The 22281-nt window shown below is 72.1% G+C and carries 19 protein-coding genes and 1 pseudogene; 13 read left to right on the forward strand and 7 right to left on the reverse strand.

Annotated elements, in window-relative coordinates; translation table 11 throughout:
• The first annotated feature begins 48 nt into the window (after positions 1 to 48).
• From ABZ342_RS38715 to ABZ342_RS38735, 5 genes and pseudogenes are all read left to right on the forward strand, one after another.
• Positions 49 to 1521 (forward strand): cytochrome ubiquinol oxidase subunit I, encoded by a 1473-nt coding sequence (locus ABZ342_RS38715; RefSeq protein WP_360484024.1) that lies wholly within the window; start codon positions 49 to 51, stop codon positions 1519 to 1521.
• 120 nt (positions 1522 to 1641) lie between these two features.
• Positions 1642 to 2649 (forward strand): cytochrome d ubiquinol oxidase subunit II, encoded by a 1008-nt coding sequence (cydB, locus tag ABZ342_RS38720; RefSeq protein ID WP_360484027.1) that lies wholly within the window; start codon positions 1642 to 1644, stop codon positions 2647 to 2649.
• A 44-nt stretch (positions 2650 to 2693) separates the two neighbouring features.
• On the forward strand, positions 2694 to 6044 hold the full coding sequence (gene cydD, locus ABZ342_RS38725) for a thiol reductant ABC exporter subunit CydD (protein ID WP_360484092.1): 3351 nt from the start codon (positions 2694 to 2696) through the stop codon (positions 6042 to 6044).
• A gap of 59 nt (positions 6045 to 6103) precedes the next feature.
• A pseudogene (locus tag ABZ342_RS38730) lies at positions 6104 to 6292 on the forward strand (sensor histidine kinase); the annotation flags it as partial.
• A gap of 381 nt (positions 6293 to 6673) precedes the next feature.
• Positions 6674 to 7804 carry a histidine kinase gene (locus ABZ342_RS38735; protein ID WP_360484095.1) on the forward strand — a complete coding sequence of 377 codons (1131 nt, stop codon included), beginning with the start codon at positions 6674 to 6676 and terminating at the stop codon, positions 7802 to 7804.
• A 198-nt stretch (positions 7805 to 8002) separates the two neighbouring features.
• Here ABZ342_RS38735 and ABZ342_RS38740 read toward each other — a convergent pair whose 3' ends face one another.
• Positions 8003 to 8629: a response regulator transcription factor gene (locus ABZ342_RS38740; RefSeq protein WP_155548437.1), complete on the reverse strand. Its 627-nt coding sequence runs from the start codon at positions 8627 to 8629 to the stop codon at positions 8003 to 8005.
• A 293-nt stretch (positions 8630 to 8922) separates the two neighbouring features.
• Between ABZ342_RS38740 and ABZ342_RS38745 the strand changes: the two genes are divergently transcribed.
• Both ABZ342_RS38745 and ABZ342_RS38750 read left to right on the forward strand, forming a co-directional pair.
• Entirely contained in the window at positions 8923 to 9411 is a 489-nt protein-coding gene (locus tag ABZ342_RS38745; RefSeq protein WP_360484030.1) for an excalibur calcium-binding domain-containing protein, read from the forward strand.
• Entirely contained in the window at positions 9408 to 10046 is a 639-nt protein-coding gene (locus ABZ342_RS38750; protein ID WP_360484033.1) for a class F sortase, read from the forward strand. Before ABZ342_RS38745 ends, ABZ342_RS38750 begins: the two co-directional genes overlap by 4 nt.
• Here ABZ342_RS38750 and ABZ342_RS38755 read toward each other — a convergent pair.
• Together ABZ342_RS38755 and ABZ342_RS38760 are read right to left on the reverse strand one after the other, a co-directional pair.
• Positions 10043 to 12307 (reverse strand): helicase-associated domain-containing protein, encoded by a 2265-nt coding sequence (locus ABZ342_RS38755; RefSeq protein ID WP_360484036.1) that lies wholly within the window; start codon positions 12305 to 12307, stop codon positions 10043 to 10045. The genes ABZ342_RS38750 and ABZ342_RS38755 overlap by 4 nt on opposite strands.
• A 14-nt stretch (positions 12308 to 12321) precedes the next feature.
• Positions 12322 to 13095, reverse strand: coding sequence for an excalibur calcium-binding domain-containing protein (locus ABZ342_RS38760; RefSeq protein ID WP_360484039.1), 774 nt, complete (start codon positions 13093 to 13095; stop codon positions 12322 to 12324).
• A 193-nt stretch (positions 13096 to 13288) separates the two neighbouring features.
• Between ABZ342_RS38760 and ABZ342_RS38765 the strand changes: the two genes are divergently transcribed.
• The 3 genes from ABZ342_RS38765 to ABZ342_RS38775 all read left to right on the forward strand — a co-directional run bounded on the left by ABZ342_RS38765 (position 13289) and on the right by ABZ342_RS38775 (position 15659).
• Positions 13289 to 14680: an exonuclease domain-containing protein gene (locus tag ABZ342_RS38765; RefSeq protein ID WP_360484042.1), complete on the forward strand. Its 1392-nt coding sequence runs from the start codon at positions 13289 to 13291 to the stop codon at positions 14678 to 14680.
• 71 nt (positions 14681 to 14751) lie between these two features.
• A complete protein-coding gene (locus ABZ342_RS38770) occupies positions 14752 to 15090 on the forward strand; it encodes a DUF3024 domain-containing protein (RefSeq protein WP_360484045.1) in 339 nt (112 codons plus the stop codon).
• A 35-nt stretch (positions 15091 to 15125) separates the two neighbouring features.
• Complete coding sequence (locus ABZ342_RS38775; RefSeq protein WP_360484048.1) at positions 15126 to 15659, forward strand: AAA family ATPase; 534 nt, start codon at positions 15126 to 15128, stop codon at positions 15657 to 15659.
• Here ABZ342_RS38775 and ABZ342_RS38780 read toward each other — a convergent pair.
• Positions 15632 to 15973, reverse strand: a complete 342-nt coding sequence (locus ABZ342_RS38780) for a nucleotide pyrophosphohydrolase (protein ID WP_155548445.1) — start codon at positions 15971 to 15973, stop codon at positions 15632 to 15634. The two genes, ABZ342_RS38775 and ABZ342_RS38780, sit on opposite strands and share 28 nt — an antisense overlap.
• A 133-nt stretch (positions 15974 to 16106) precedes the next feature.
• Between ABZ342_RS38780 and ABZ342_RS38785 the strand changes: the two genes are divergently transcribed.
• The 3 genes from ABZ342_RS38785 to ABZ342_RS38795 all read left to right on the forward strand — a co-directional run bounded on the left by ABZ342_RS38785 (position 16107) and on the right by ABZ342_RS38795 (position 20159).
• The gene (locus tag ABZ342_RS38785) at positions 16107 to 17027 is read left to right on the forward strand and encodes a nitrate- and nitrite sensing domain-containing protein (RefSeq protein WP_360484051.1); all 921 of its coding nucleotides are present in this window, start codon (positions 16107 to 16109) and stop codon (positions 17025 to 17027) included.
• A gap of 88 nt (positions 17028 to 17115) precedes the next feature.
• Positions 17116 to 18459 carry a DUF6880 family protein gene (locus tag ABZ342_RS38790; protein ID WP_360484054.1) on the forward strand — a complete coding sequence of 448 codons (1344 nt, stop codon included), beginning with the start codon at positions 17116 to 17118 and terminating at the stop codon, positions 18457 to 18459.
• 188 nt (positions 18460 to 18647) lie between these two features.
• Positions 18648 to 20159, forward strand: coding sequence for a hypothetical protein (locus ABZ342_RS38795; RefSeq protein ID WP_360484057.1), 1512 nt, complete (start codon positions 18648 to 18650; stop codon positions 20157 to 20159).
• A 3-nt stretch (positions 20160 to 20162) separates the two neighbouring features.
• Here the strand turns inward: ABZ342_RS38795 and ABZ342_RS38800 are convergent, their stop codons facing one another.
• From ABZ342_RS38800 to ABZ342_RS38810, 3 genes are all read right to left on the reverse strand, one after another.
• The gene (locus ABZ342_RS38800; protein WP_196425826.1) at positions 20163 to 20318 is read right to left on the reverse strand and encodes a hypothetical protein; all 156 of its coding nucleotides are present in this window, start codon (positions 20316 to 20318) and stop codon (positions 20163 to 20165) included.
• Positions 20319 to 20536: 218 nt separating this feature from the next.
• Positions 20537 to 21469, reverse strand: coding sequence for a type I pantothenate kinase (gene coaA / locus ABZ342_RS38805; RefSeq protein WP_155548448.1), 933 nt, complete (start codon positions 21467 to 21469; stop codon positions 20537 to 20539).
• Positions 21470 to 21582: 113 nt separating this feature from the next.
• Positions 21583 to 22197, reverse strand: coding sequence for a macro domain-containing protein (locus ABZ342_RS38810; protein ID WP_155548449.1), 615 nt, complete (start codon positions 22195 to 22197; stop codon positions 21583 to 21585).
• Between the last annotated feature and the right edge of the window lie 84 nt (positions 22198 to 22281).

A 22281-nucleotide genomic window follows, 5' to 3' on the forward strand; every position in this document is an offset into this window, starting at 1 on the left:
GACCACTTGATCTGGCTGTGGCCGCGCCCCCGGAGCACGCTGGACCACGTGGAGGTCCTGGAGCTAGCAAGGTGGCAGTTCGGCATCACCACCGTCTACCACTTCCTGATGGTCCCGCTGACCATCGGGCTGTCGATCCTGGTCGCGGCGATGCAGACCCGCTGGGTCCGCACCGGCGAGCTGCGGCACCTGAAGATGACCAAGTTCTGGGGCAAGCTGCTGCTGGTCAACTTCGCCATGGGCGTCGTGACCGGAATCGTGCAGGAGTTCCAGTTCGGGATGAACTGGAGCGCGTACTCGCGCTTCGTCGGCGACGTCTTCGGCGCGCCGCTCGCGATGGAAGGGCTCGTCGCGTTCTTCGTCGAGTCGACGTTCCTCGGCCTGTGGATCTTCGGCTGGGACCGGCTGCCGAAGAAGGTGCACCTGGCGTGCGCGTGGGCGTTTTCGCTGGCCACGATGGCGTCGGCGTACTTCATCCTGGCCGCGAACTCGTGGATGCAGCACCCGGTGGGCGTGACGTTCGAGAACGGCAAGCCGACGATGAACTCGATCTGGGCGGTGCTGACGAACAACACGGCGCTGGCCGCGATCCCGCACACCCTCGCCGGCGCGTTCTCGGTGGCGTCGGCGTTCCTCGTGGGCGTCGCGGGCTGGCACCTGTGGCGGCGCGGCGACCACCAGGACGTCTGGCGGACTTCGCTGCGCCTCGGTGGCTGGGTCGGTATCGCCGCGTTCGCGGTCCTCGCGATCACGGGTGACACGCAGGGCAAGCTGATGTTCGAGCAGCAGCCGATGAAGATGGCGTCGGCGGAAGCGCTGTGCCACACGGAAAAGCCGGCGAGCTTCTCGATCATCGCGATCGGCGACGTCGCGGGGTCGAACTGCGAGGACGTCAAGACGTTCAACGTGCCCGCGCTGCTCTCGTTCCTGGCGCACAACGACTTCAAGACCGAGGTCAAGGGCGTCGAGGACCTGATCACCGAGTACCAGGCGAAGTACGGCACGAACTACCCGGACGATCCCGAGCTGGGGTCGCTGGCGGGCAAGCCGATCGACTACGTGCCGAACCTGCCGGTGACGTACTGGGGCTTCCGCATGATGATCGGCTTCGGCGCGGTGTCGGCGGGCATCGGCCTGCTGGCCCTGTGGCTGACCCGCCGCGATCGGATTCCGGGTGGCCGCTGGTTCCCGCTGCTGGTCCTCGGCGGCATCGCGACGCCGTTCCTGGGCAACAGCGCGGGCTGGATCTTCACGGAGATGGGCCGTCAGCCGTTCGTGGTCGTCCCGAACCCGTCGGGCGTCGACGGGGTGTGGATGTTCACGGCCCAGGCGGTGTCGCGGCTGACGGCGGGCGAGGTCTGGACGTCCCTGATCGCGCTGACCACGGTGTACGCGGCGCTGGGCCTGGTGGAGCTGTACCTGATGCGCAAGTACATCCGCGGCGGCGTCGACGCGGTGATGCCGCCACCGAAGAAGGACTCCGACAAGACCGACGGCGACACGCTCGCCTTCGCGTACTGAGGGGGCGGACGGGATGAACACTCAAAGTATCGACTTCTTCACTCTGCCGAGTTACCCACAGGCACCCTGTGGACAACTCGACGGGTTGTGGATAACTCACGGCTACCGAGGAGTGACCCGATGACCCTCGAAACCGTCTGGTTCGTCGTCATCGCCTTCTTCTGGCTCGGCTACCTCTTCCTCGAAGGCTTCGACTTCGGCGTCGGCATGCTGCTGCCCGTCCTCGCGCGCGACAACACCGAGCGCCGCGTTATGGTCAACACCATCGGACCCGTGTGGGACGGCAACGAGGTCTGGCTCATCGTCGCCGGCGGAGCGATGTTCGCCGCCTTCCCCGCCTGGTACGCGGGCCTCTTCTCGGCCGCCTACCTGCCGCTCCTGATCGTGCTGCTCGCCCTCATCGGCCGCGGCGTCGCCTTCGAATACCGCGGCAAGGTCGACTCCGAACGATGGCGGCGCACCTGGGACCGCGTGATCATGATCGGCTCGTGGGTCGCGCCGCTCGGCGTCGGCCTCATCCTCGCCACCACCGTCCTCGGCCTGCCCCTCGACGCCGAAGGCAACCGCGTCGGCTCCGCGTTCGCCGCGTTCCGCTGGGACACCCTGCTCGGCGCGGTCGCGGTCGTCGCCTTCGCGATCACGCACGGCGCGGCGTTCCTCGCCCTCAAAACCGGCGGTGACCTGCGGGAACGCGCTCGTACGCTGGCGCTTCGGTTCCTCCCGATCGCCATGCTGCCGATCGTCGGGTTCCTCTCGGTCGTCCAGTGGCGTTCGGGCACGCTGTGGACACTGCTCGCGTTCGGGATCAGTGCTCTCGCCGCGGTCGTCGCCTGGCTGAGGCTGCGCGCCGACCGCGACGGCCAGGCGTTCGCCGCGCTCGGCGTCGTCATCGCCGGGGCCGCGGTGGTCATGTTCGGGGCGCTCTTCCCGAACGTGCTGCCCTCGACGCTCGACGCCGCCAACACGCTGACCATCGCCGGTGCCGCGTCGAGCCCGTACACGCTGACCGTCATGACCTGGGTGGCCGTCTTCGGTGCGCCCGCGGTGCTGATCTACCAGGGCTGGACCTACTGGGTGTTCCGCAAGCGCATCGGCACTCAGCACATCCCGGCGGTCCACGCGCCATGAGCAAGCTTCCCGGGCGCGCGACCCTTCTCGCCTCGGAGTCCACAATGGACTCGGCGCGGCCGGGAAAGGGCCCGCTCGGCGCATTGCCGGCCCTCGTGCCGGCGGTGCGCCGGGCGTTGGCCCTGGTGGGGTTCCTCGCCTTCCTCAACGCCCTCGCGCTGGTGGCCCAGGCGTTCCTGCTCGCCGACGTCCTCGCGGCGATCGTCGGAGCGGGTTCCGGGGGAAGCACCGCCCAGCTGGCCGCGTTGCTCGCGCTCGTCGTGACGCGTGCGCTGACCGGCTGGGCGGTGCGCACGGTCTCGGCCCGCGCGGCCGCGACCGCGCACCGCGAGCTGCGCGCGAAGGCCGTCGACCACGCGCTGCGCCTCGGTCCGGAGTGGATCGCCCGCCGCGGCCACGGCGAGCTGACGGCGTTGACGACCCGCGGCCTCGACGCGCTCGACGCCTACTTCCGCGAATACCTGCCCGCGTTGGTGACGGCGGCGGTCGTGCCGCTCGGCGCGGGCGCGGCGATCCTGTGCGCCGACTGGCCGTCCGGGGTGATCGTCGCGCTCACGGTGCCGCTGCTGCCGATGTTCGCGATCCTCGTCGGCAAGTACACGGCCGGGCGCGTCGCCGGGGCGACCGACGCGACGCACCGGATGTCCGAACGGCTCCTGGAGCTCGTGCGCGTGCTGCCGGTGCTGACCGCGTTCCGCCGCGCGGCCGCGCAGGGCGAGGCGGTCCGGGAACTCTCCGAGCGTCACCGCCGGGCGACGCTCAAGACGTTGAAGGTCGCGTTCTCCTCGGCTTTCGTGCTCGAACTGATCGCGACGCTGTCGGTGGCGCTCGTCGCGGTGGTGATCGGCGTCCGGCTGGTCGGCGGGAACCTGCCGCTGGCCGTCGGGCTCGGCGTGCTGATCCTCGCGCCGGAGTGCTACCAGCCGCTGCGCGCGGTCGGCGCCGCGTTCCACGCCAGCGAGGACGGCGTCGAAGCGGTCCGGCGCGTCGCCGATCTGCTGGCCGAGCCGGCTTTCGAGGCCGGAACCGCGATCCCTTCGCGTGGCGCACTCCGGGTGTCTTCCCTGCGCGTCGCGCGACGCGGCGGGTTCGCTCCGGACGGCGAGACGTTCACGGTCCGCCCGGGCGAGACGGTCTGGCTCCGAGCCCCGAGCGGCGGCGGCAAGTCGACGACGCTCGCGGCACTGCTCGGTTTCGTCCCGGCCCACGACGGCGCCATCACGGTCGGCTCGACGAACCTCGCCGATGCCGACCTCGCACGCTGGCGCGAGCAGGTGGCGTGGGTGCCGCAGTCGCCGGTGTTCACCGGTGGCACGGTCCGCTCGGAGATCGGCTCCGACGCTCCGCTGGCCGAGCTGGGCCTGACCGGGCTGGCGGACCGGCCGGTGGCTCAGCTTTCGCTGGGGCAACGTCAGCGCGTCGCGGTCGCCCGCGCGCTCGACCGGGTCCGCGACGGCGCGTGGCTGCTCCTGCTCGACGAGCCGACGGCCCACCTGGACGAGGCCAATGCGCGCCTGGTGCTCGACGCGGTCCAGCGAGCGGTCGACGGCGGCGCCGCGGCGATCATCGCGGCCCACGAGCACACCCCCGCGGTCGACCTGCCGCCGGAGACGGTGCCTAGTGCTGTTGAGTCCACTGTCGACACTTCCGCGTCGCCGTTGCCGTGGCGAGCGATGCTCGACGGACGGTTGTTCGCCGGCGCGGCGCTGGGGGCGCTCGCGTTACTGGCGGGGGTGGCGCTGACGGCGACGTCGGGCTGGCTGATCGCGAAGGCGTCGCAGCAGCCGCCGATCCTGACCCTGACGGTCGCGGTGGTCGGCGTCCGCGCGTTCGGCCTGGGGCGCGCGGGGCTGAGGTACGTGGAACGGCTGGTCACCCACGACGCGGCGTTCCGCATCGCCGGCCGCCTCCGCGTGCGGCTGTGGAATTCGCTCGTCCGCCTCGGTCCCGCGCGAGGCCTGCGCGCGGGCGAGGGACAGCGTCGCCTGGTCGCCGACGTCGACATGGTCCGCGACTTGTTGCCGCGGGTGGTGTCACCGCCGCTGGTGGTGGCGCTGGTCGCGGCAGGGGCGATCGCCGTGCAGACGTGGGTTCTGCCCGCGGCGGGTCTGGCCCTGGCGGCATCGGTGGCGGTGGGGCTGTGCGCACCGTGGGTGGCGCTGCGAGCCGAACGCCGCGCGACGACAGCCCTGGCGGAAGGTCGTCGCGAGGTGGCGTCGCGAGTCTTGGTGCTGTTCGAGGCGGCGGCGGAACTGCTCGCCTTCGGCAAGGACCGCGCCCACCGCCGCGCACTCACGGAGGCGGACACGCGCCTGGTGGGGCAGGCCCGCCGTCAGGCGTTCGGAGTGGGCGCGGCGGAGGCGTTGATCACGCTGGCTTGCGGAGCGGGCACGGTGGTCAGCACGGCACTGGCCGCCCAGGCGGTGGCGGCGGGAAGCCTCGACGCCGTGCTCGCGCCGGTAGTGGCATTGGTGCCGCTGGCCCTGGCGGAGGTCCTGGCGCTCCTGCCGTCGGCGGCACAGCACTGGGACACCCTGCAGCGTGCACGGCAGCGCGTCGCATCGGATACGGCCGAGGTCGGACGTCACGGCGCGGCGGAAGAGGTCGGGGCCGGGCAGCGCGTGGTGCTTCGGGGAGCCGATCTCGGCCGTCGCGGCGGGGCGGATCGGAGCTTGCCGGTCGAGGGTGGTGCTGGGCGGCGCGTTGTGGCGGAGGGGGCTGAGATCGGCCGTCGCGGCGGGGCGGATCGGAGCTTGCCGGTCGAGGGTGGTGCTGGGCAGCGCGTGGTGCTTCGGGGAGCCGATCTCGGCTGGCCCGGCGGGCCGGTGGTCCTGCGCGATGTCGATCTCGACCTCGCGCCGGGTACCTACGCCGCCGTGGTGGGGCCGAGCGGTGCCGGCAAGTCGACTCTTGTGGCCGCGCTGCTGGGGTTTCTTGCTCCGCGGTGTGGTGTCGTCGCTGTGCCGGATCGGGTTGCGTGGGCGCCGCAGGAGCCGATGCTCGCCGGGACCACCGTGGCCGAAAACCTCCGGCTCGCGCGGCCGACGGCAACCGCCGAAGAGCTGCGGGAGGCGTTGCGGCAGGCGGGGCTCGCCGATCTCGACATGTCGACCTTGCTGGGCAGCGGCGGCAGCGGACTGTCGGGTGGCCAGGCGCAGCGCGTCGCGCTGGCGCGGGCGTTGCTCGGCGCGTCGTCGGCGGGGCTCGTGCTGCTCGACGAGCCGACCGCTCACCTCGACGAGCCGACCGCCCAGGCCGTGCGCGCACAGTTGCGCGAGGCGCTGGCGGGCCGGACGGTCGTGCACGTGACCCACCGCGCCGAGGAAGCCGCCGGTGCGGACGTGGTCCTGGAGGTCCGGGACGGCCGGATCGTGACGCGGGTGCCGGTGGCGTGATCGATTCTCGAAGCGTGCTTGGCGCGCCGCCGCAGCGTCGCGCGATAATGACGGAACTCATGGATCCGACGCTTGCCGCGCGGGCGCTGTCCGCCGCCACCGAGATCACGAGCACCGCCCTGTCCGGCGACGACCCGGGAGCGGTGCTGGACACGGTCGTCGCCCGAGCGGCCGAACTCGCCGACGCGGACCTCGGCCTGGCCATGGTCAGCGCCGAAGACGGCCGGGTGGTGGTCGAGGCCGCCCACTACGCCACCGCCCACCCGGCCGCGGACGAGTTCGCATCGCCCGAAGGCCGGACCGCCGACGCGGCCCCGGCCGAGCCACACCCAGGCAGCGACGCGGTCGCAGGCTCGGCAACGAACGGCTCGAAAGCAAGCAGCAGTGCGGGCGCACGATCCGGCGACGGAAGTGCGGCGGCGGGCAGCCCGGCGCCGCCTACGCAGGCCGACGAGCGTTTCGCGCCCGGTGACCCCGATGCGCGTGGTGGCGCAGGTTCGGCGGCGGGAAGTCCCGCCGGCGGTGCGGGCGTCTCGCTTGGCGATCAGGGCGCGGCCGCGGCAAGCGCCGCGAGCGCGGCGGCCGGAGGTCCCGGTGGCGGTGCGGGTGCCTCGCTCGGCGATCAGGCCGTGGGCGCCGCGGCAAGCGCTGCGAGTGCGGCGGCGGGAAGTCCCGCCAGTGGTGCGGGTGCCTCGCTCAGCGATCAGGTCGCGGGCGCCGCGGCAAGCGCTGCGAGCGCGGCGGCCGGAGGTCCCGCCAGCGGTGCGGGTGCCTTGCTTGGCGATCAGGTCGCGGGCACCGCGGCAACCACCATCACAGCGGCGGAAACACTGCGCGGACTTGCTCTCCCCGCGGACTCGGCCGCCGGGCGGGTGGCCCGCGGTGGGGAGCCCGTTGCCAGTGCCGACTTCGTCGTCGATCCTCGGACCGCGCCCTACGTTCCCGCCGAACTTCAGGGCTATGGGCCCTTCGCCGCCGCGCCGTTCGGGTCTGGGGGGCGGGTTCTCGGGGCTCTCACCGTCTACCGGAAGCGGGGGCGTGAGCCGTTCTCTGCCGGGACCGTTGAGATGCTTGTTGCCTTCGCCGCCCAAGCCGGGGTTGTGCTCGCGCTCGCCGAAGGCGCCAATGCTCGGCACCGCGTCGCGCTCTACGAAGAGCGGGAGCGGATCGCTCGCGAACTTCATGACGTCATCGTCCAGCGCCTCTACGGCGCCGGGATGCAGCTCGACCGGGTTCGGCGCAACATGCGCAAGCGGTTCGCCCAAGCCGACGGCGCGCGGCTTTCGGACGCCATCGACCAGCTGGACCAGACCATCGAGGAAATCCGGGGCACCGTGCGCGCGCTGCGGTCGCCGGAGCCTCGCCACGACACCGGCACGCCCACCGACCTCGCCGAGTCGGCGCGCGGCGAGGTCCGCATCGCCGGCGAACTGCTCGGTTTCCCGCCGACCCTGGAGCTGTCCGGCGAGTTCGCCGACATCCCCGCGGAAAGCGCCGACCACATCCGGGCCGCCCTGCGCGAAGCTCTGTCCAATGTGGTCAGACACTCCGGCGCGAGCGAAACCCGCGTGACCCTCACCAGGGACTCCGGCGGCGTCAAACTCCGCGTCCGGGACAACGGTTCCGGGGTCCCCCAAGGCGTCGCCACCCGTGGCCTGCGCCATCTTGCCGAACGCGCGGATGCCGCCGGCGGCAAGTTCTTCCTGAACTCCTCGCCCAGCCTCGGCACGCTCGTCGCGTTCGACCTCCCACTTGCCTGATCGCGATCTACCCTTCTCGGGTCATCCCGCCTCCCTTCCTCGCCCTCACTGAAGATCGTACCGGCTTTTCGAACACCCATTCGACTCACATTCGAGTGAAACTGGCAGGACGAAACCGCTGATGGGCGTGGCGGACCGTGACGAGAGGTGAAAAGTACGCAGCGAACGGCGGCTTGCGGACGGGACGGCCGCGGGGAGTTACTTTTCCCGGCGCGCGATCCAGGCGGCGGCCTGCGTCCGGCGCTGCATGCCGAGCTTCGCCAGCACCGACGTGACGTAGTTCTTGACCGTCTTCTCGGCGAGAAACAGCCGCTCGGCGATCTCGCGGTTCGACAGGCCCTGGCCGATCAGCTCCAGCACGTCCCGCTCGCGCTCGGTCAGCGTCGCCAGCTCGTCCGTCGGCGGGTGCCGCATCTTGTCGAGCACCCGCGCGGTGCTCACCGGGTCCAGCAGCGAGCGCCCGGCCGCGACCTCGCGGACCGCGTACACCACGTCCTGCCCCCGCACCTGCTTCAGCAGATAACCCGCGGCCCCGGCCATGATCGCGCCGACCATCGCCTCTTCGTCGTCGAACGCGGTCAGCATCAGGCAGGCCGGCGGGTTCGGCTTCGACCGCAGTTCGCGGCAGAGCGTGATGCCGTCGCCGTCGCCGAGGCGGACGTCGACCACCGCGACCTCCGGCTCGACGTGCATCGCCACCGCCAGCGCCTCTTCGACGCTGCCCGCCTCGGCGACGACCTCGATGTCGGGCTCGTCGCCGAGAAGGTCGCGGAGCCCGCGACGGACCAGTTCGTGGTCGTCGACGAGCAGTACCTGGATCGGCATATCCCCAGGTTACGGGGTACGTGCCCGCCACGGTGACGGCTGGTCCGCACATCACACCGGCCGGGCCCGATCCATTACCCCAAAGTGTGACCACGAATCTCGTAACAAACCCGACGGTATGCATTCTTGCCGCTGATTCCGCAGGTCAACGGCGAATGGCGAAGAATCACCAGCCGGCCGGTTTTTGGTGGGGCACTGGCGTTTCCGAAATTCCGGAATAGTCCGTAACGGCCCCGCCGCAGCCGCGATAGTTACCACGCAATCACCCCGATTCTTCCTGAAAGGACCTTCCGGTGTCCTTGTTTCGTCGTGCCCTGACGACGGCCGCGGCCGTCGCCGGGCTCGCTCTCCTCGGCCCCGTCTCCCTCGCCTCCGCGCAGCTCGCGACGCCGCTCGCGGCCGACCTGGACTGCAAGAACTTCCAGTACCAGGAAGAGGCGCAGGCGGTCCTTGACGCAACGCCGGGCGACCCGAACAACCTCGATTCCGATCACGACGGAATCGCCTGCGAATCCCTGCCGCACCGCCCGCAGAACACGTCCAACCCGACGCCCGTACCGCCGTCGACCACGACGAAGACCCACACCGTCCCGAAATCCACCACCACCACCAAGAAGTCCACAACGGGCAGCCAGGTGAAGGTGAAGCCGGTCGGTGGCGTCGCCACCGGCGGCGGCGAGCCGGACGAAGGCGCCCCCGCGATCCTGGTCCTGAGCGGTGCGCTGCTCGCCGCGGCGGTGTCCGGCGGCATGGTGCTCTACCTGCGCCGGCGCACGAGTTGAGGCACCCGCGCCTGTGGCCGGCGGTCACGGCGGTCGTCGCCGCCCTCGGCGCGATCCTGGTGGTGGCCGCCGTCCTCGCGTTCTCGCCGCACCCGCCGGACCAGGTCGCCCCGCCGTCCGCCACGCCTGTCGGGATCGCGCCGCCGGCCGCCGCCGCGCCGTCCGGCGACGCGCTCCCGGCGGCGAAACCGGCCTCCTTGACTATCCCGGCGATCGGCGTGCGGACCGACGGGATCAAGGACCTCGGGCTGACCTCGGGCGGTGAGCTCGAGGTCCCCGGCGACGCCACGACGGTCGGCTGGTTCACCGGGGCGCCGTCGCCCGGCGAGGCCGGCCCGGCGGTGCTGGCGGCGCACGTCGACTACAAGCACGTCCCCGGCGCGTTCTCCCGGCTCAAGGAGCTGCGCCCGGGCGAGCAGGCGCGGGTCGGCCGCGCCGACGGCCGGACGGCGGTCTTCACCGTCTACCGCGTCGACCGCTACGCCAAGGCGGAGTTCCCGACCGACCAGGTCTACGGCGACACAGCCGATCCCGAGCTGCGGCTCATCACCTGCGGCGGGGCGTTCGACCGGTCGAGCGGCAACTACCTCGACAACGTCGTGGTCTACGCGCGGCTCACCGGCGTCGAGGCCTAGCTCAGGTCGATCCGCGTCAGCTCGAGCCGCCGGTACGCGCGGTCACCGACCGACCAGACGTCCAGGACGTCGCCGTCGAGCTCCGGGTACGCGATCACCAGGCGGGCGGGGCCGGCGTCCGCCTGGTAGACGATCTCCGCCGGGATGCCGGCTTCGAGCTGCCAGCAGAGTTGTTGCTGCTTCGGCGTCAGACGTCCGGCGTAGCGGTCGCTCATCGCCCGCGCGAGCTGCCCGCGCAGCAGGCTCGGGCCGCTCGACGGCGCCGCGAGCAGCCGCTCGGCGTGGTCGAGGGGATCCGGCGGCCGGTCGCCGGGGCCGGCGTCGCGGACGACGACCCTGGGCTCGGCCGCGTCGGTTTCGCGGGCGGGCAGCACGATGGTGCCGTCGGCGGCATGGTGAGTCGGCGCGTAACCGGCTCCGCGCAACGCGTCCAGCGTCCCGGATGCGTCCACTGTGGACGTCAGGGCAGTCGGCGCCACCGCGCGCAGGCCGAGTTTCGCGAGCTTGCGGTGCGCGGCCAGCTCGGCGAGCACGGCGGGTTCGCCGACGACGACGCTGGCGACGTCGTGCACCTGCGCCTCGCCGTGGCGCCGCGCGACGTCGTTGACCAGGTACACCAGCGGTTGCGGCAGCTCGCCCGCGGCGATCGCGCCCAGCTCGTCGAGCAGCTCGGCCGCCGTCGAACCTTGGTCGAACCCCCGCCGGACGCTCGCGGGGGAGAACCGCCAGCTGGTCGCGGTGCCCTGGGCCTCGCGGTCGGCGACGCGGTCGAGCGACGCGGCGAGCCGGGCGTCCGGCGACCCGGGCACGATCGCGGTCAGGTCGGTGCCGAACAGCGCCGTCGTCCGCGCTCGGGCGACCAGCTCACCGGTGACTTCGACGAGGCCGGTTTCCTCGAGGAGCGCCCGGCCGGTCGCGGTGGCAGCGCCGTGCGCGACGACGCCGAGGAGCTCGGCCGTGTCCAGCGCGTCCCGCAGGTGGCCGGCGAAGTCCTCGATCGGCAGCATCGGCGCGTGCCACTCGGCGAGGCGGGTGAGCGCGTCGACGTCGGCGATCGCGGTGCCGGGCTCGAGCCGCGCCAGCACCCGCACGACGAGACGGCGCACCAGCGCGTCGACGTCGGCTTCGTACTCCGGCGGCGCCGGCTCCCACCAGGTCGTCAGCAGCAGGCGGTACAGCAGCGCGGGCTCGGGCCGGGCGAGATCGGGGTCCGGCGCCAGCGTGGGCGGCGGCGCCTTCTGGCCGCGACGCGGTGGCGGCGGCTCGTCGGCCAGCAACAGCCCGGCCTGCGCCGCGAGGTCGATGGCCAGCTCGATCTCCGCGGGCGTCCCGCCGGTGTCCTTGGCGACCTTCTTGACGAGCCGCGCGCCGATCGTGCCGTCCTTGAGCAGCGGGAACGGCTCCACGCCGGCGCGATCGAGTACGGCCGAGACGCGGTCGAGCAGCCGCAGCGCGGCAGCCGATGACGTGGCCTCCACCGACTCGGCACCGACGTGTGTGACGGCGTACCCGGGTTCGGCGGGCGTGAACGGCAGCTGGTGGTCCGGGCCGCGCAGGGCGAGCGACACCTCGATCGGCATGACCGCGCTGCCGTAGTAGGTGCTGAACAGGAAGCCGTGCTCGAACGCCCAGCCCTCCGCGGTGTGGAAGGACAGCACCCCTTCGGCCTCGGGGACGCCGTCGGCCATGTCCCGCAACAGTTTCCGGGTCGGTTCGGGGGCGGTGCCGAACACCTCGCGCACGCGGTCGCCGTCGCGGAAGAAGTGGACGAGTTCCTTGTGGCCTTCGGGCAGGCCGAGGGCCTGGGACAGGCGCGCCGCGCGGCTCCGGCCGATCTCTCCGAGCAGTTCGGCGACGGGCTGACCGAGGCCTTCGGCGCTGAAGTTCCTCTTGTGCAGGAGTTCCGGGAGCCGGATGCCGTCGGGATCGCGCCACAGCAAGGCGCGTTCGGCAAGTTCGTCCACAAAGGACTCGATCGTCTCGGCTGTCGTGCCGAGCAGCTTCGCGACTTCGCCGACCGGCACCGGCCGCCGCCCCAGCGCGTGACACAGCTGGACGGCGCTCACGACCTGCACCTGCGGCAACGACAACCCGAGCACGGCCTCGTTCACGGACTGCGCGGTCGCGAGCCGGGCCGCGACGACGTCGAGCCGCCGCGGCCACGGTTCGTGCAGCGCGTCGGGCCGGTGGGCGAGGACCTTGGCCAGCTCTTCGCGATCGAGGGCGGCAAGCCTGCCGAGCAGCTCGTCCGCGGAGGTCATCGGCCCAGGTTAGATCACCGTTCGCAGGCCACGCCGTCGCCGTCACGATCGAGGGCGGCCCGGTATCCGGGTTCGCCGCGGTACAGCGGTGCGGCGCCGGCGGCCTTCGCGGCGGTGCAGTTCTTGTAGTACGCGGCGGTATCGGGCTTCGGGTCCGGCGCGTCCTCGGTGGTCTCGACGGGCGGCGGGACCGGGGCTGCCTTGGTGGCCGGCGGCTCCGGGGTCGGGGTCGGCGTGGGCGTCGGCGTCGGCGCGGGGACGTCGATGGTCCCGTTGCATGGCGGCGCCCACAGCCCGGTGGTCGCCTGCTTCGCCGCGGTCTCGGCAGCCGCGAGCGCGGGCAGCGCCGCGTCCGTCGCGTACTTGAGGTACCCCATTCGAATGGCGAGAGTCGCGTAGTCCTGACCGCCCGCTAAAGTGACGGCGACGCCGTTCGCCGTTTCCGCGCCGAGCGTCACGGATTTGCCGGAAAGCGCGGTGGTCGCCCAGGCGAGCGATTCCGCGGAGTAGCACCCGGTGGTGCCGGCGGGCGCTGTGACGCCGAGGACGCGGACCGTTTTGGAGGTGCCATCACTGCCGTTCACCACCACGGTCGCGCCGTCGGCCACGGTCCCGATCGTGTAACTGACGGGCGCCGGAGTCGCGCTGCTCGCGGTGGTCGTCGCGGGTGCTGGGGGTGTGGCGGCCGCGAGCTTCGGCTCCGGGGCCTTTCCGAAGATCGCGCCCAGCACGAACAGGACGGCGAAGGCGGCCAAGACGATCTTCAGCCAGTTCGGAAAGCGTTTCATGCCGGGATTCCTCGTTCCTCGAACGCGACGTGCCGACGGTGTACTCGCGAAATCTCCCGCCCTTGTTACGCATCGGCTCGTGATCGGCCACCAGTCGTTATCGGGCGGATTGTTGCCGTCACGATCGCGTCACGAACAGCGGCCGCGCCTCGAAAAGCTGTCACAACGCGCGGCCGGGAAACGACCAGCGGGCGTGATCGAATCCCTCTCGCTGCTCGGCGCGGGCGGCCACCCCGCGCACGGAACCGACTTCACCGCGGTGGACGTCCGGACGACCGGGCTGCGCCCCGGGCGCGTCGTCGAACTCGCCGCGGTGCGGGTCCACGCCGACGGCTCGCTCGTGGGCGAGCTGACGACGCTGGTGGATCCCGGCGCCGACGTTTCGCCCGGTCCGTCGGTCGTCCACGGCATCACGCGCGGCGAACTCGACGACGCGCCGTCGTTCGGTGCCGTGCTGGGGCCGCTCCTCGACCTGTGCGCCGGCAGCGTGATCGTGGCCCACGACCTGGCGTTCGTGACGGCTTTCCTGGACTTCGAAACCCAGTTCGCCGGCGTCCGGATGCCCGTGCTGCCGGGCGTCTCGACGCTGGCGGCCGCGCAGTCCGTGGTCCGGCTGCCCAACTACCGGCTCGCCACCGTCGCCCACGCCCTGGGTGTGTCCGGCAGGCCCGGGCAAACCGCGCTCTCCCGGGCGAGGACGGTCGCCGCGCTGGTCACCGGCATGTTCGGGCGGTACGGGTGCACGTTCGCGACGCAACCGGTGTTCCCCGGCCTGCCGCGGCTGGCCGGCGGACGGCTGCTCCCGCGCGGCGAAGCGGTGCCGGCCGAGCCCGGGTGGATGGCCGAGGCGCTCGAGCGGGTGGCGGCCGGGCGGACCGGGGACGCCTACCTGGACCTGCTCGCCGAGGCCGTCTCGGATCAGCACCTGTCGCGTGCCGAGGTGGCCGCCTTGGCCGCGTCGGCGACCGAGGCCGGGCTGTCCGAAGGGCGGGTGCGGACGACGCACGAGCAGCTCGTGACGGCCCTGCGGCACATCGCGGAACGGGACGGCGTCGTGACGGCCGTGGAAGCGCGCGAGCTGCGCCAGGTGGCGACGGCGCTCGGCGTCACGGACGCCGGCGACCTGCGTCCGGCCGCCGGCGGCAAGCCGACCCGGGTGCTGGTGCTCGGCACCACCGTGGCGGCGGACGGGATGCGGGCCCGGGTGCTCGCCGAGGGCGTCCAGCTGGCCAAGAAGCTGACCGCGAGCGTCACGCACCTGGTGGTCGACGCGACCGTGCCGGCCACCGAGCCCCGGCGGGCGCGGGCCGCCGAGCTGGGCGCCGAAGTGGTCGACGTCCGCGCGGCACCCGTGGCGCTCGGCTTCGAGCCGCCGCCCGCACCCCGGGCCGCGGTCGCGGCGCCGAGCCGCCCGGCGAAGGTGCTCGGCGGCCGGCTCCTGATGGGCGCCGGCCTGGTGCTGATGTTCATCGTCGTGATCGGGATGTTCGGCGGCACCCCGCTGGCGGGCGGGATCTTCCTGGCGGTCCTGGGCGTGGGCGCGTTGCTCGGCGGGTGGGTGCTCGCCGAGCCGGCGCCGCGGTGACCCCCGGTCGCCGGCGGGGCGGAGCCGACCCGGGTGGCCGGGTGTCCGGCGTCACCGGTTCACTGGGACCCATGGCAGGAATTCCGGAACTCGCGCTCCGGCAGGTCGAGCGGTGGTGCGCGCAGCGCGTCCCCGAGCACCTTCACGACCAGGTCCGCGTCGAATGCCGGACCCGGGGCCGCGCGGTGACGATCGTCGAGCTGCGGGCACCCTGGTCGCCTCAGGCCGGTCCCGAGTGGACCGAGCAGAAGATCGCGCAGCTGCGCCTCGACGAGTTCGGCATCTGGTCGGTCCTCCGGTCCGACCGCAACGGACGGTGGCTGACCTACCCGGACGCACCGGTCGCCAGCTCGCCGACGCTCCTGCTGGCCGAGATCGAGCGCAACCCGGACGGCATCTTCTGGGGCTGACCGGCGCCTGGCGGGACTTCGGTACCGTCGCTCCGGTGCCGAGACTGATCCACTTGAACGGGCCGTCCGGAATCGGGAAGTCGACGATCGCGCAGACCTACGCCGAGCGGCACCCCGGGGTGCTCAACCTCGACACCGATCGGATCGTCTGCCTCATCGGCGGCTGGCAGGACGCCTTCTTCAAGACCTTCGAAGCCGCGCAGCTGCTCACCCGCGCCATGGCCGAGACGCACCTGCGGACCGGGCACGACGTCGTCATGCCGCAGCTCGCCACCCGCGTGGCCGACATCGCGGCCTTCGAAGACGCCGCGGCACGCTGCGGCGCCGAGTACCGGGAAATCCTGCTCACCGCCGACAAGGCCGTCGCCGGGGCCCGGTTCGCCGCGCGCTCCGGCTCCGCCACCGAGGGCATCGACGTCGTCATCGACCGCGGCGGGGGGATCGCGCTGGTCGAACGGATCCACGACCAGCTCACCGCTTACCTCCCGCAGCGCCCGGACTGCCTCGTCGTACCCACGGACGGGCGTACGAGCGCCCAGACCTACGCCGATGTCGTCGCGTTGCTCTGATCCGGTGGTGGGAAGCGGACCTCGTTGCGGTCGATCTTCGCGTGCGCCGCGGCCGCCAGGTCCACGCCCAGGCGGTCGGCCAGCTGGAGCAGGTACAGGGTGACGTCCGCGATCTCGTCCAGGACGTTCGCTTCCAACGCGGGATCTTCGCGCCACGCGTCGGACTCCTCCGGGGTCAGCCACTGGAACAGCGAGGTCAGCTCGCCGACCTCGCCGGACAACGCCATCACGAGGTTCTTCGGGGTGTGGTACGGCTCCCAGGCGCGGGCCGCCGCGAAGGCGCGGAGGCGCTGGGTCACGTCGTCGAGGGTCACGCGGTGATTGTCCCCGCCCGTCACGGTGCGCTAACGGCCGTATGGCGGACTGGCGTTGACCGGTGAATCTCTCACTCAATAGGTTGAACTTCGTCGGGATGCTTGCGGGGCTTGAAGCACGGAAAGGAACGTCTTGAAGTACCTGCGATCCGTCCGCGGACGCATGCTGTGCATCGCGTTCGTGCCCGCCGGAGCGCTCGTCGTCGTGGCCGTCGTGATCGCGTTCTTCCTGGTCCACCAAGCGAACCGGACGCGGGACAGCGCCCTGGACGCGGCGGACGCCGCCGGGCGGACCGCCCGCGCCGTCGTCGCCCTGCAGGGTCAGCGCAGCGCGGCGATGTCCGCGCCCGACCAACGGACCGCCGCGTACGCGAATTTCACCCAGCGGATCGACACCGCCATCGCCGGGCTGCGCGACCACACCCGCTACGCGCCCGACGCCGAATCCGCGTACCAGCAGACCACCGCCGTCGAGCTGCTTTCCGTCGCCGAAGGCATGGATCGCTCCGATTCCCTCGCCCTCGCGGGGATCGACGGCGTGACGCGGCGGCCGTTCAGCGAGGCCGTGGCCGCCTACCGGGCCGAACTGGACCGGCTCGCGCCGCAGCTCACCGAAAGTGGCCGTATCGCGTACGAGTCGCTCACCCGCAGCGCCGATTGGAGCAGGCTGGCCGCCGTCGAAGACGCGTTCGCGGCCGCCGAACCGTTGCCCATCCCCGAATCCACCTGGCGCAGCGCCGCCTACACCGTCTCGCAGCAGCTCGGCGGCCTGTATTCGCAGCAAAGCCAGTACGCCGTGCAGCTCACCCTCGACGACGGCCGCCGCACGCTCGCCGGCGCGATCGCCGCGAGCACGGCCCTGCTGCTGTCCGCCGGGCTGCTGCTCGTCGTCGTGCGGCGGCTCGTCGCCCGCGTGCCGGTGCCGGTCGTCCCGATCATGGTGCCGACCATGCAGGCGGCCATCCCGCGACCCCGCCACGCACGGTCACGGCGGCCGCGCCTGCCCGAACCGTGGCCGATGAAAGCCGTGCTCGACGACTTGCGACGCCGATGAGGACCTCACGCAAAGTCACGGACTACGCCGAAAAGAGCACGCGGTTGGCCCACACGCGCGATTGCCGGGCTCGGGCAGACTGGTCGGCGTGAGTCCCCCTCCGGATCTCCGCCCCTACCTGCGCACTTTGGACGCGGAAACGCTGGCGGACCTGTTACACGCCCAAGCCGAACGTGACCCTGAGTTGCGGCATTCGCTCGAACTGCGCGCCGCCACCCAATCCGGTGACGTCAGCGAGGCGCACCGGCTGCTCGACGCCGCGGTGACCGACGGGAACGGCGAGTACACCGCGAAAGTCGGGGCGGTCCTCGACACGCTGCGGCGCATGCTCGACGCCGGCAGCCGCGCCGACCTGGCCCCGCTCGCCCGCCGCACGGTCGACGACATCAGCGAGGTGCTCGAGCAGTCCGGCGACCACACCGGCGACCTCGGCGACCGGCTGGACCGCGCCGTGGAGCTGTACGCCCGCGCGTGCGCCGCCCGGCCGCCGGACCCGGAGAAGCTGGCCGACTGGATCCTCGAGGTCGAGTTCGACGGCCCGGGCCGTCCGTCGATCGCCCTCGCCGACTTCGCGGCGCCGCTGGGCGAGGCCGGCCTGCGGCGGATCAAGTCCACTGTGGACGATGTGCTGACCGCGAGCGGGCCGGGGCACCGCCGGGACGTCGCCGAACGGCTGCGCGAACAGCTGGCCGAGGTGCTCGGCGACGTCGACGAGCTGGTCGCGATCCTGTCGGCCAAGCCGCCGCGGCGCGACGTCAGCCTCAAGATCGTCCGGGTGCTGCGGGCCGCCGGGCGGCACAGCGAGGCCATCGCGCACGCCGCCCGCGCGCTCACCCACGACAAGAACGGGCACGCGCCGGAACCGGTCAGGGTGCCGGAACCGGACGACGAAACGTCCCGCCGTCGCAAGGAGTTCGACGCCGAGCCGGACTGCGGGACGTTCGCCGCGCTGCGCGAAGCCGCGACCGCCGACGGGAAGTGGACGACCCAGCGCCGGGCCGCGCTGGCCCGCCTGCGCGAGCTGGCCGCCGAAGGACCGGGGCACGCCGACGAGCTGGCCCGCGTCCTGCTCGACGACGGCCGTCCCGACGAAGCCTGGCGCGCGTGCGTGCGGTTCGGGGCGTCGCCGGAGCTGAAGCTCGAACTCGCCGAGCAGCGCGCCGCCGAGCACCCGGCCGAGACGATCCCGGTCTTCCGCGAGCACGTCGACGAGCTCATCGAGCGCAAGGACCCGCAGGCCTACCGTGAGGCCGCGCGCCGGCTGAAGCTGTTGCGCACCTTGCACAAGCGTGCGGAAACAGCGGACGAATTCACCGCCTACGTCGGTGCCCTGGTGGAAACCCACCGCCGGAAATCCCGCCTGATCACGGAAATCCGGGCCGCCCGAATTGCCATCCCGAAGGCCGTAACCTCCCCAAGACCACCTCGTTGAGCCGGGTGAACCGGTGTTTCACGTGCACCGGGACAGCGAAATTCCGCCAAGGCGGTCACACCCTTGGCCAGCGATGTCGCGGTGGCCCTGTTCCGCCGTCCGGCTCGGCGCCTCCCCGTCGAGCACGCGGCGGGACCCGCGCCAGGGCCACCGCGACCAGCTCGCCGGGCCGATGAAACGATGACCTCATGAGCCCGGTGAGTCGCGCCCGCAAGAAGGCACCGCAGCCCGTCACCCACAGCGTGACCGGCTTGTTCAAGGACATCCTGAACGACTTTTCGGCGCTGGGCGCCGACCCCGCGCCGGTGGATGTCGAACTGCTCACCTCCGAGGTCCTCGGCCAGTTCCACGAAGTGCCCCTCGAAGAGGGCGACGAGCCGCTCGGCCTCGAACTGATCGCTTTCGCGCAGCGCAAGATCACCCCGGGCGCCGCCGCGCTGCTGGCCGCGCTGAAGGTCGTCGCGGAGACCGACGTCGAGCGCAAGGCCGCCGAAGACGGCCTGCAGGTCGTCCTCGGCCGCGGCATCCCCGCGCCCACCTGGGCCGCCGACCTGGGCCAGGTCACCGCCGGCGAGTGCTGGCGGACCGGCGACGTCTACGGCGACGAGTCGTCCCTGCTCTGCGTCTTCACCCACGGCGACCAGGCGCACGGCCTGCTCGCCCTGCTCGACTTCACCGAGGGCGGCCGCGTGCGGGACCTCGTCGTGATCGAGCAGCCCGGGGAGGTCCTCGCCGAGATGCGGGCGCAGTCCGACGCCGACCCGGAGCTGGTCGTCGCCGAGGCCGTCGACCCCGCCGAGGCGCACCGCCTGCTCGCCGACGGCCTCGACGCCACCGACCGCCTCGACGAGGCCGACGTCAGCGAGGACTACGCGCGCTTCCACGCGGTCGCGCTGACGTGGTCGCGCGCGCTGCCGGAACCCGCGCTCGTCCCCGAGGTCGCCGAGTGGTCCGAGACCGAGCGCGCCGCCGTCGTCGAGCAGTTCGTCGCCGCCAGCGGTGAGGACGCCGGCGCCGCCCGCGCCATCGGGCGCATGCTGCTGGAGCACGGCCTGGCCACCGACCCCGCGAACCCGCTGCGCGTCGGGCCGGAGAAGATCGCGCGGTTCCTCGAAGGCCTGCTCGGCGAGGAGTTCGAGCTCGACGCCGAGCACGAGGAGGCCGTGGAGCCGGTCGTGCTGGCCTGGGTGCAGTGGACGGGCGAGCGCGCCGGGCTGACCGGGACGGCCATCGCCGCACTCGACGAGGCCGTCGCCGACTACCTGAGCGAGTACGCCGACGAGGACGACTCCCCGCTGGAGCGCTACTTCGGCGACGTCGGCGACCTGTCGCCGACCGAGCTCGCGGACGCGCTGGAGCGCCGGATGTTCGCCGTGCCGTCGCTGACCACGGAGATCGAGGACGAGGAGGTCGACCTCGACCCCACCGACCCCGACCAGCGCCGGGCGCTGGTCATCGCCGAGGCCGACGAGGACGAGGAAGAGCAGCGCCTCGTGCTGCGGGCGACGATCGTCGACCAGCTGTGGGACGACGAGCCCGCCGAAGCCTGGCAGGCCGCGCAGCGCCTGCAGGAGGGCGAGCTCGACCGCGACGAGGTCTTCGAGCAGCTGATCGACGCGCTGGAAGGCAGCCTGCTGGAGTCCGAGGAATCGCTCGAATACGACGCCGACGCGTACGTCGAGGCGCTGGCGGAACTCTGACGCTCAGGGGAGCGGGCCCGCCGGTTCGATCGGCTTGCTCTTGCGACGGCGCTCCTGAAGCCGGTCGTCGAAGTCCACGGCGAACGTTCCGGCGGCCATCGCGATGAGCAGGACCAGACCGAGCACCGCACCGACCCACGTGAGGATCATGGCGAACATCGTGGGCCTCCTCCCCAGCTCAGAGCGGTTTTCCTGACTCCTTCAGGGTCGCTTTCACCGGGGGCTGCCGGTATCGGCCAACCGGTTACGTCATCTCGGCCGATCGGCCGGGTTCCGGCGCGGAGAGTCGCCGGCGCACGACGAAGAGTGCCCGGACGTTCGCCCAGCGTGGAAATGCCCGGCATGTGGGTGACGAGGCGCGTCACCCCTCCGACGAATCAGAGCTTGCGCAGGCGGACCCGGTTGATGGTGTGGTCGGCGTCCTTGCGCAGCACCAGCGTGGCCCGCGGGCGGGTCGGCTTGATGTTCTCCATCAGGTTCGGCTCGTTGATCGAGCGCCACAGGTGCCGCGCCTCGGCGCGGGCCTCGTCGTCGGGCAGGCCGGCGAAGTGGTGGAAGTGCGAGGCCGGGTCGGCGAACGCCGTGTGCCGCAGCTCCAGGAACCGCTCGATGTACCAGCGCTGGATGTCGTCGGTGTGCGCGTCGACGTAGATCGAGAAGTCGAAGAGGTCGGACACCATCAGCCGCGGGCCCGGCTGCAGCACGTTCAGGCCCTCGAGGATGAGGATGTCCGGCTGCTGCACCACCTGCTCCTGGCCCGGCAGGATGTCGTAGGCCAGGTGCGAGTACACCGGCGCGGTGACGCGCTCGGCACCCGACTTGACCTCGGTGACGAACCGCAGCAGCGCGCGGCGGTCGTAGCTCTCGGGGAAGCCCTTGCGGTGCATGATCCCGCGCCGCATCAGCTCGGCGCGCGGGTGCAGGAACCCGTCGGTGGTGACCAGGTCGACGCGGGGGTGGTCCGGCCAGCGGGCGAGCAGCGTGCGCAGGATGCGGGCGGTGGTCGACTTGCCGACCGCCACGCTTCCGGCGATGCCGATCACGTACGGGACCTTCGTGCCGCGGGAGTCGTCACCGAGGAACGTCGTGGTCGCCTCGTAGAGCCGCTGGCGCGCGGCGACCTGGAGGTTGATCAGGCGGGAAAGCGGCAGGTAGACGTCGGCCACCTCGGCCAGGTCGACCTGCTCGCCGAGGCCGCGCAGCTTCAGCAGCTCGGCCGCGGTCAGCGGCAGCGGCGTCGAACTGCGCAGCTCTTTCCATTGTTCCCGGTGCAGCTCGACATACGGGCTGAGTTCGCGGACCCGGGTCATCGCATACTCCTCCGGCCGTCGCCTGCACTGGCGGACGTTCACCTGCGTGATTAACGGTAGGGCTTACGGCCGGTGAACGCGCTGTGATGTAGTCCACCCCGGGTTTCGGTTGATCACCGCGCGTTACGGAAGACCTCGTCCCACGCCGCCGCGACCTGACGCGCGCACGTCACCGGGTCGACCCCGCCGACGCCGGTACCGAGCCCCGGCATCGCGATCGTGTCGACGAGCTCCCGGACCGGACCCTGGTCGAGCCGTCCGTCGCGCCACTGCAGGAACACCGCCCGCGCCGCGAGGTAGGGGTGCACGGTGTCGGGGGGCAGCGTTTCGCCGGGTTCGCGCATCGTCGGCGCGCTGATCAGCCACGCCGGCTCGGCCTCGCCGGTCGGCACGACCACGGCGTCGCCGAGGGGCAGCTCACCCCCGTGAAAAGCCAAAACGGCACTGCGGACGCTCTGCTCGACCCCGGGGAACGCCCGCGCGTAGACGGCGTCGATGCCCCCGCGCATCCAGCCGTAGGAGTTGGCCGGGCTGACCACGGCCTGGGCGACGACGTCGAGGACCGACCCGCGGTGCACCCGGACCCGGCCGGCCAGCTTTTTCGCGGCTGACGTCCAGGCGGTGGCGAGTGGTTCATCGACGGCGCACAGCACCAGCTCCGGTGTGCGAGGGGAGACCGGCGGGTGCGTGCCCTCACGGCCGGTGTGCGTGCCCGAGTCGGCGGTCACACCCCTAGCATCGCAAAAAATGCCACCCGGCGTAACCGGTTCTGGTACCGGCTGTCCGAGTGAAAGTCGCCACGGTCTCGCCCC

The sequence above is a fragment of the Amycolatopsis sp. NPDC005961 genome (genome assembly GCF_040629235.1).
GTDB classification, from domain to species: domain Bacteria; phylum Actinomycetota; class Actinomycetes; order Mycobacteriales; family Pseudonocardiaceae; genus Amycolatopsis; species Amycolatopsis camponoti.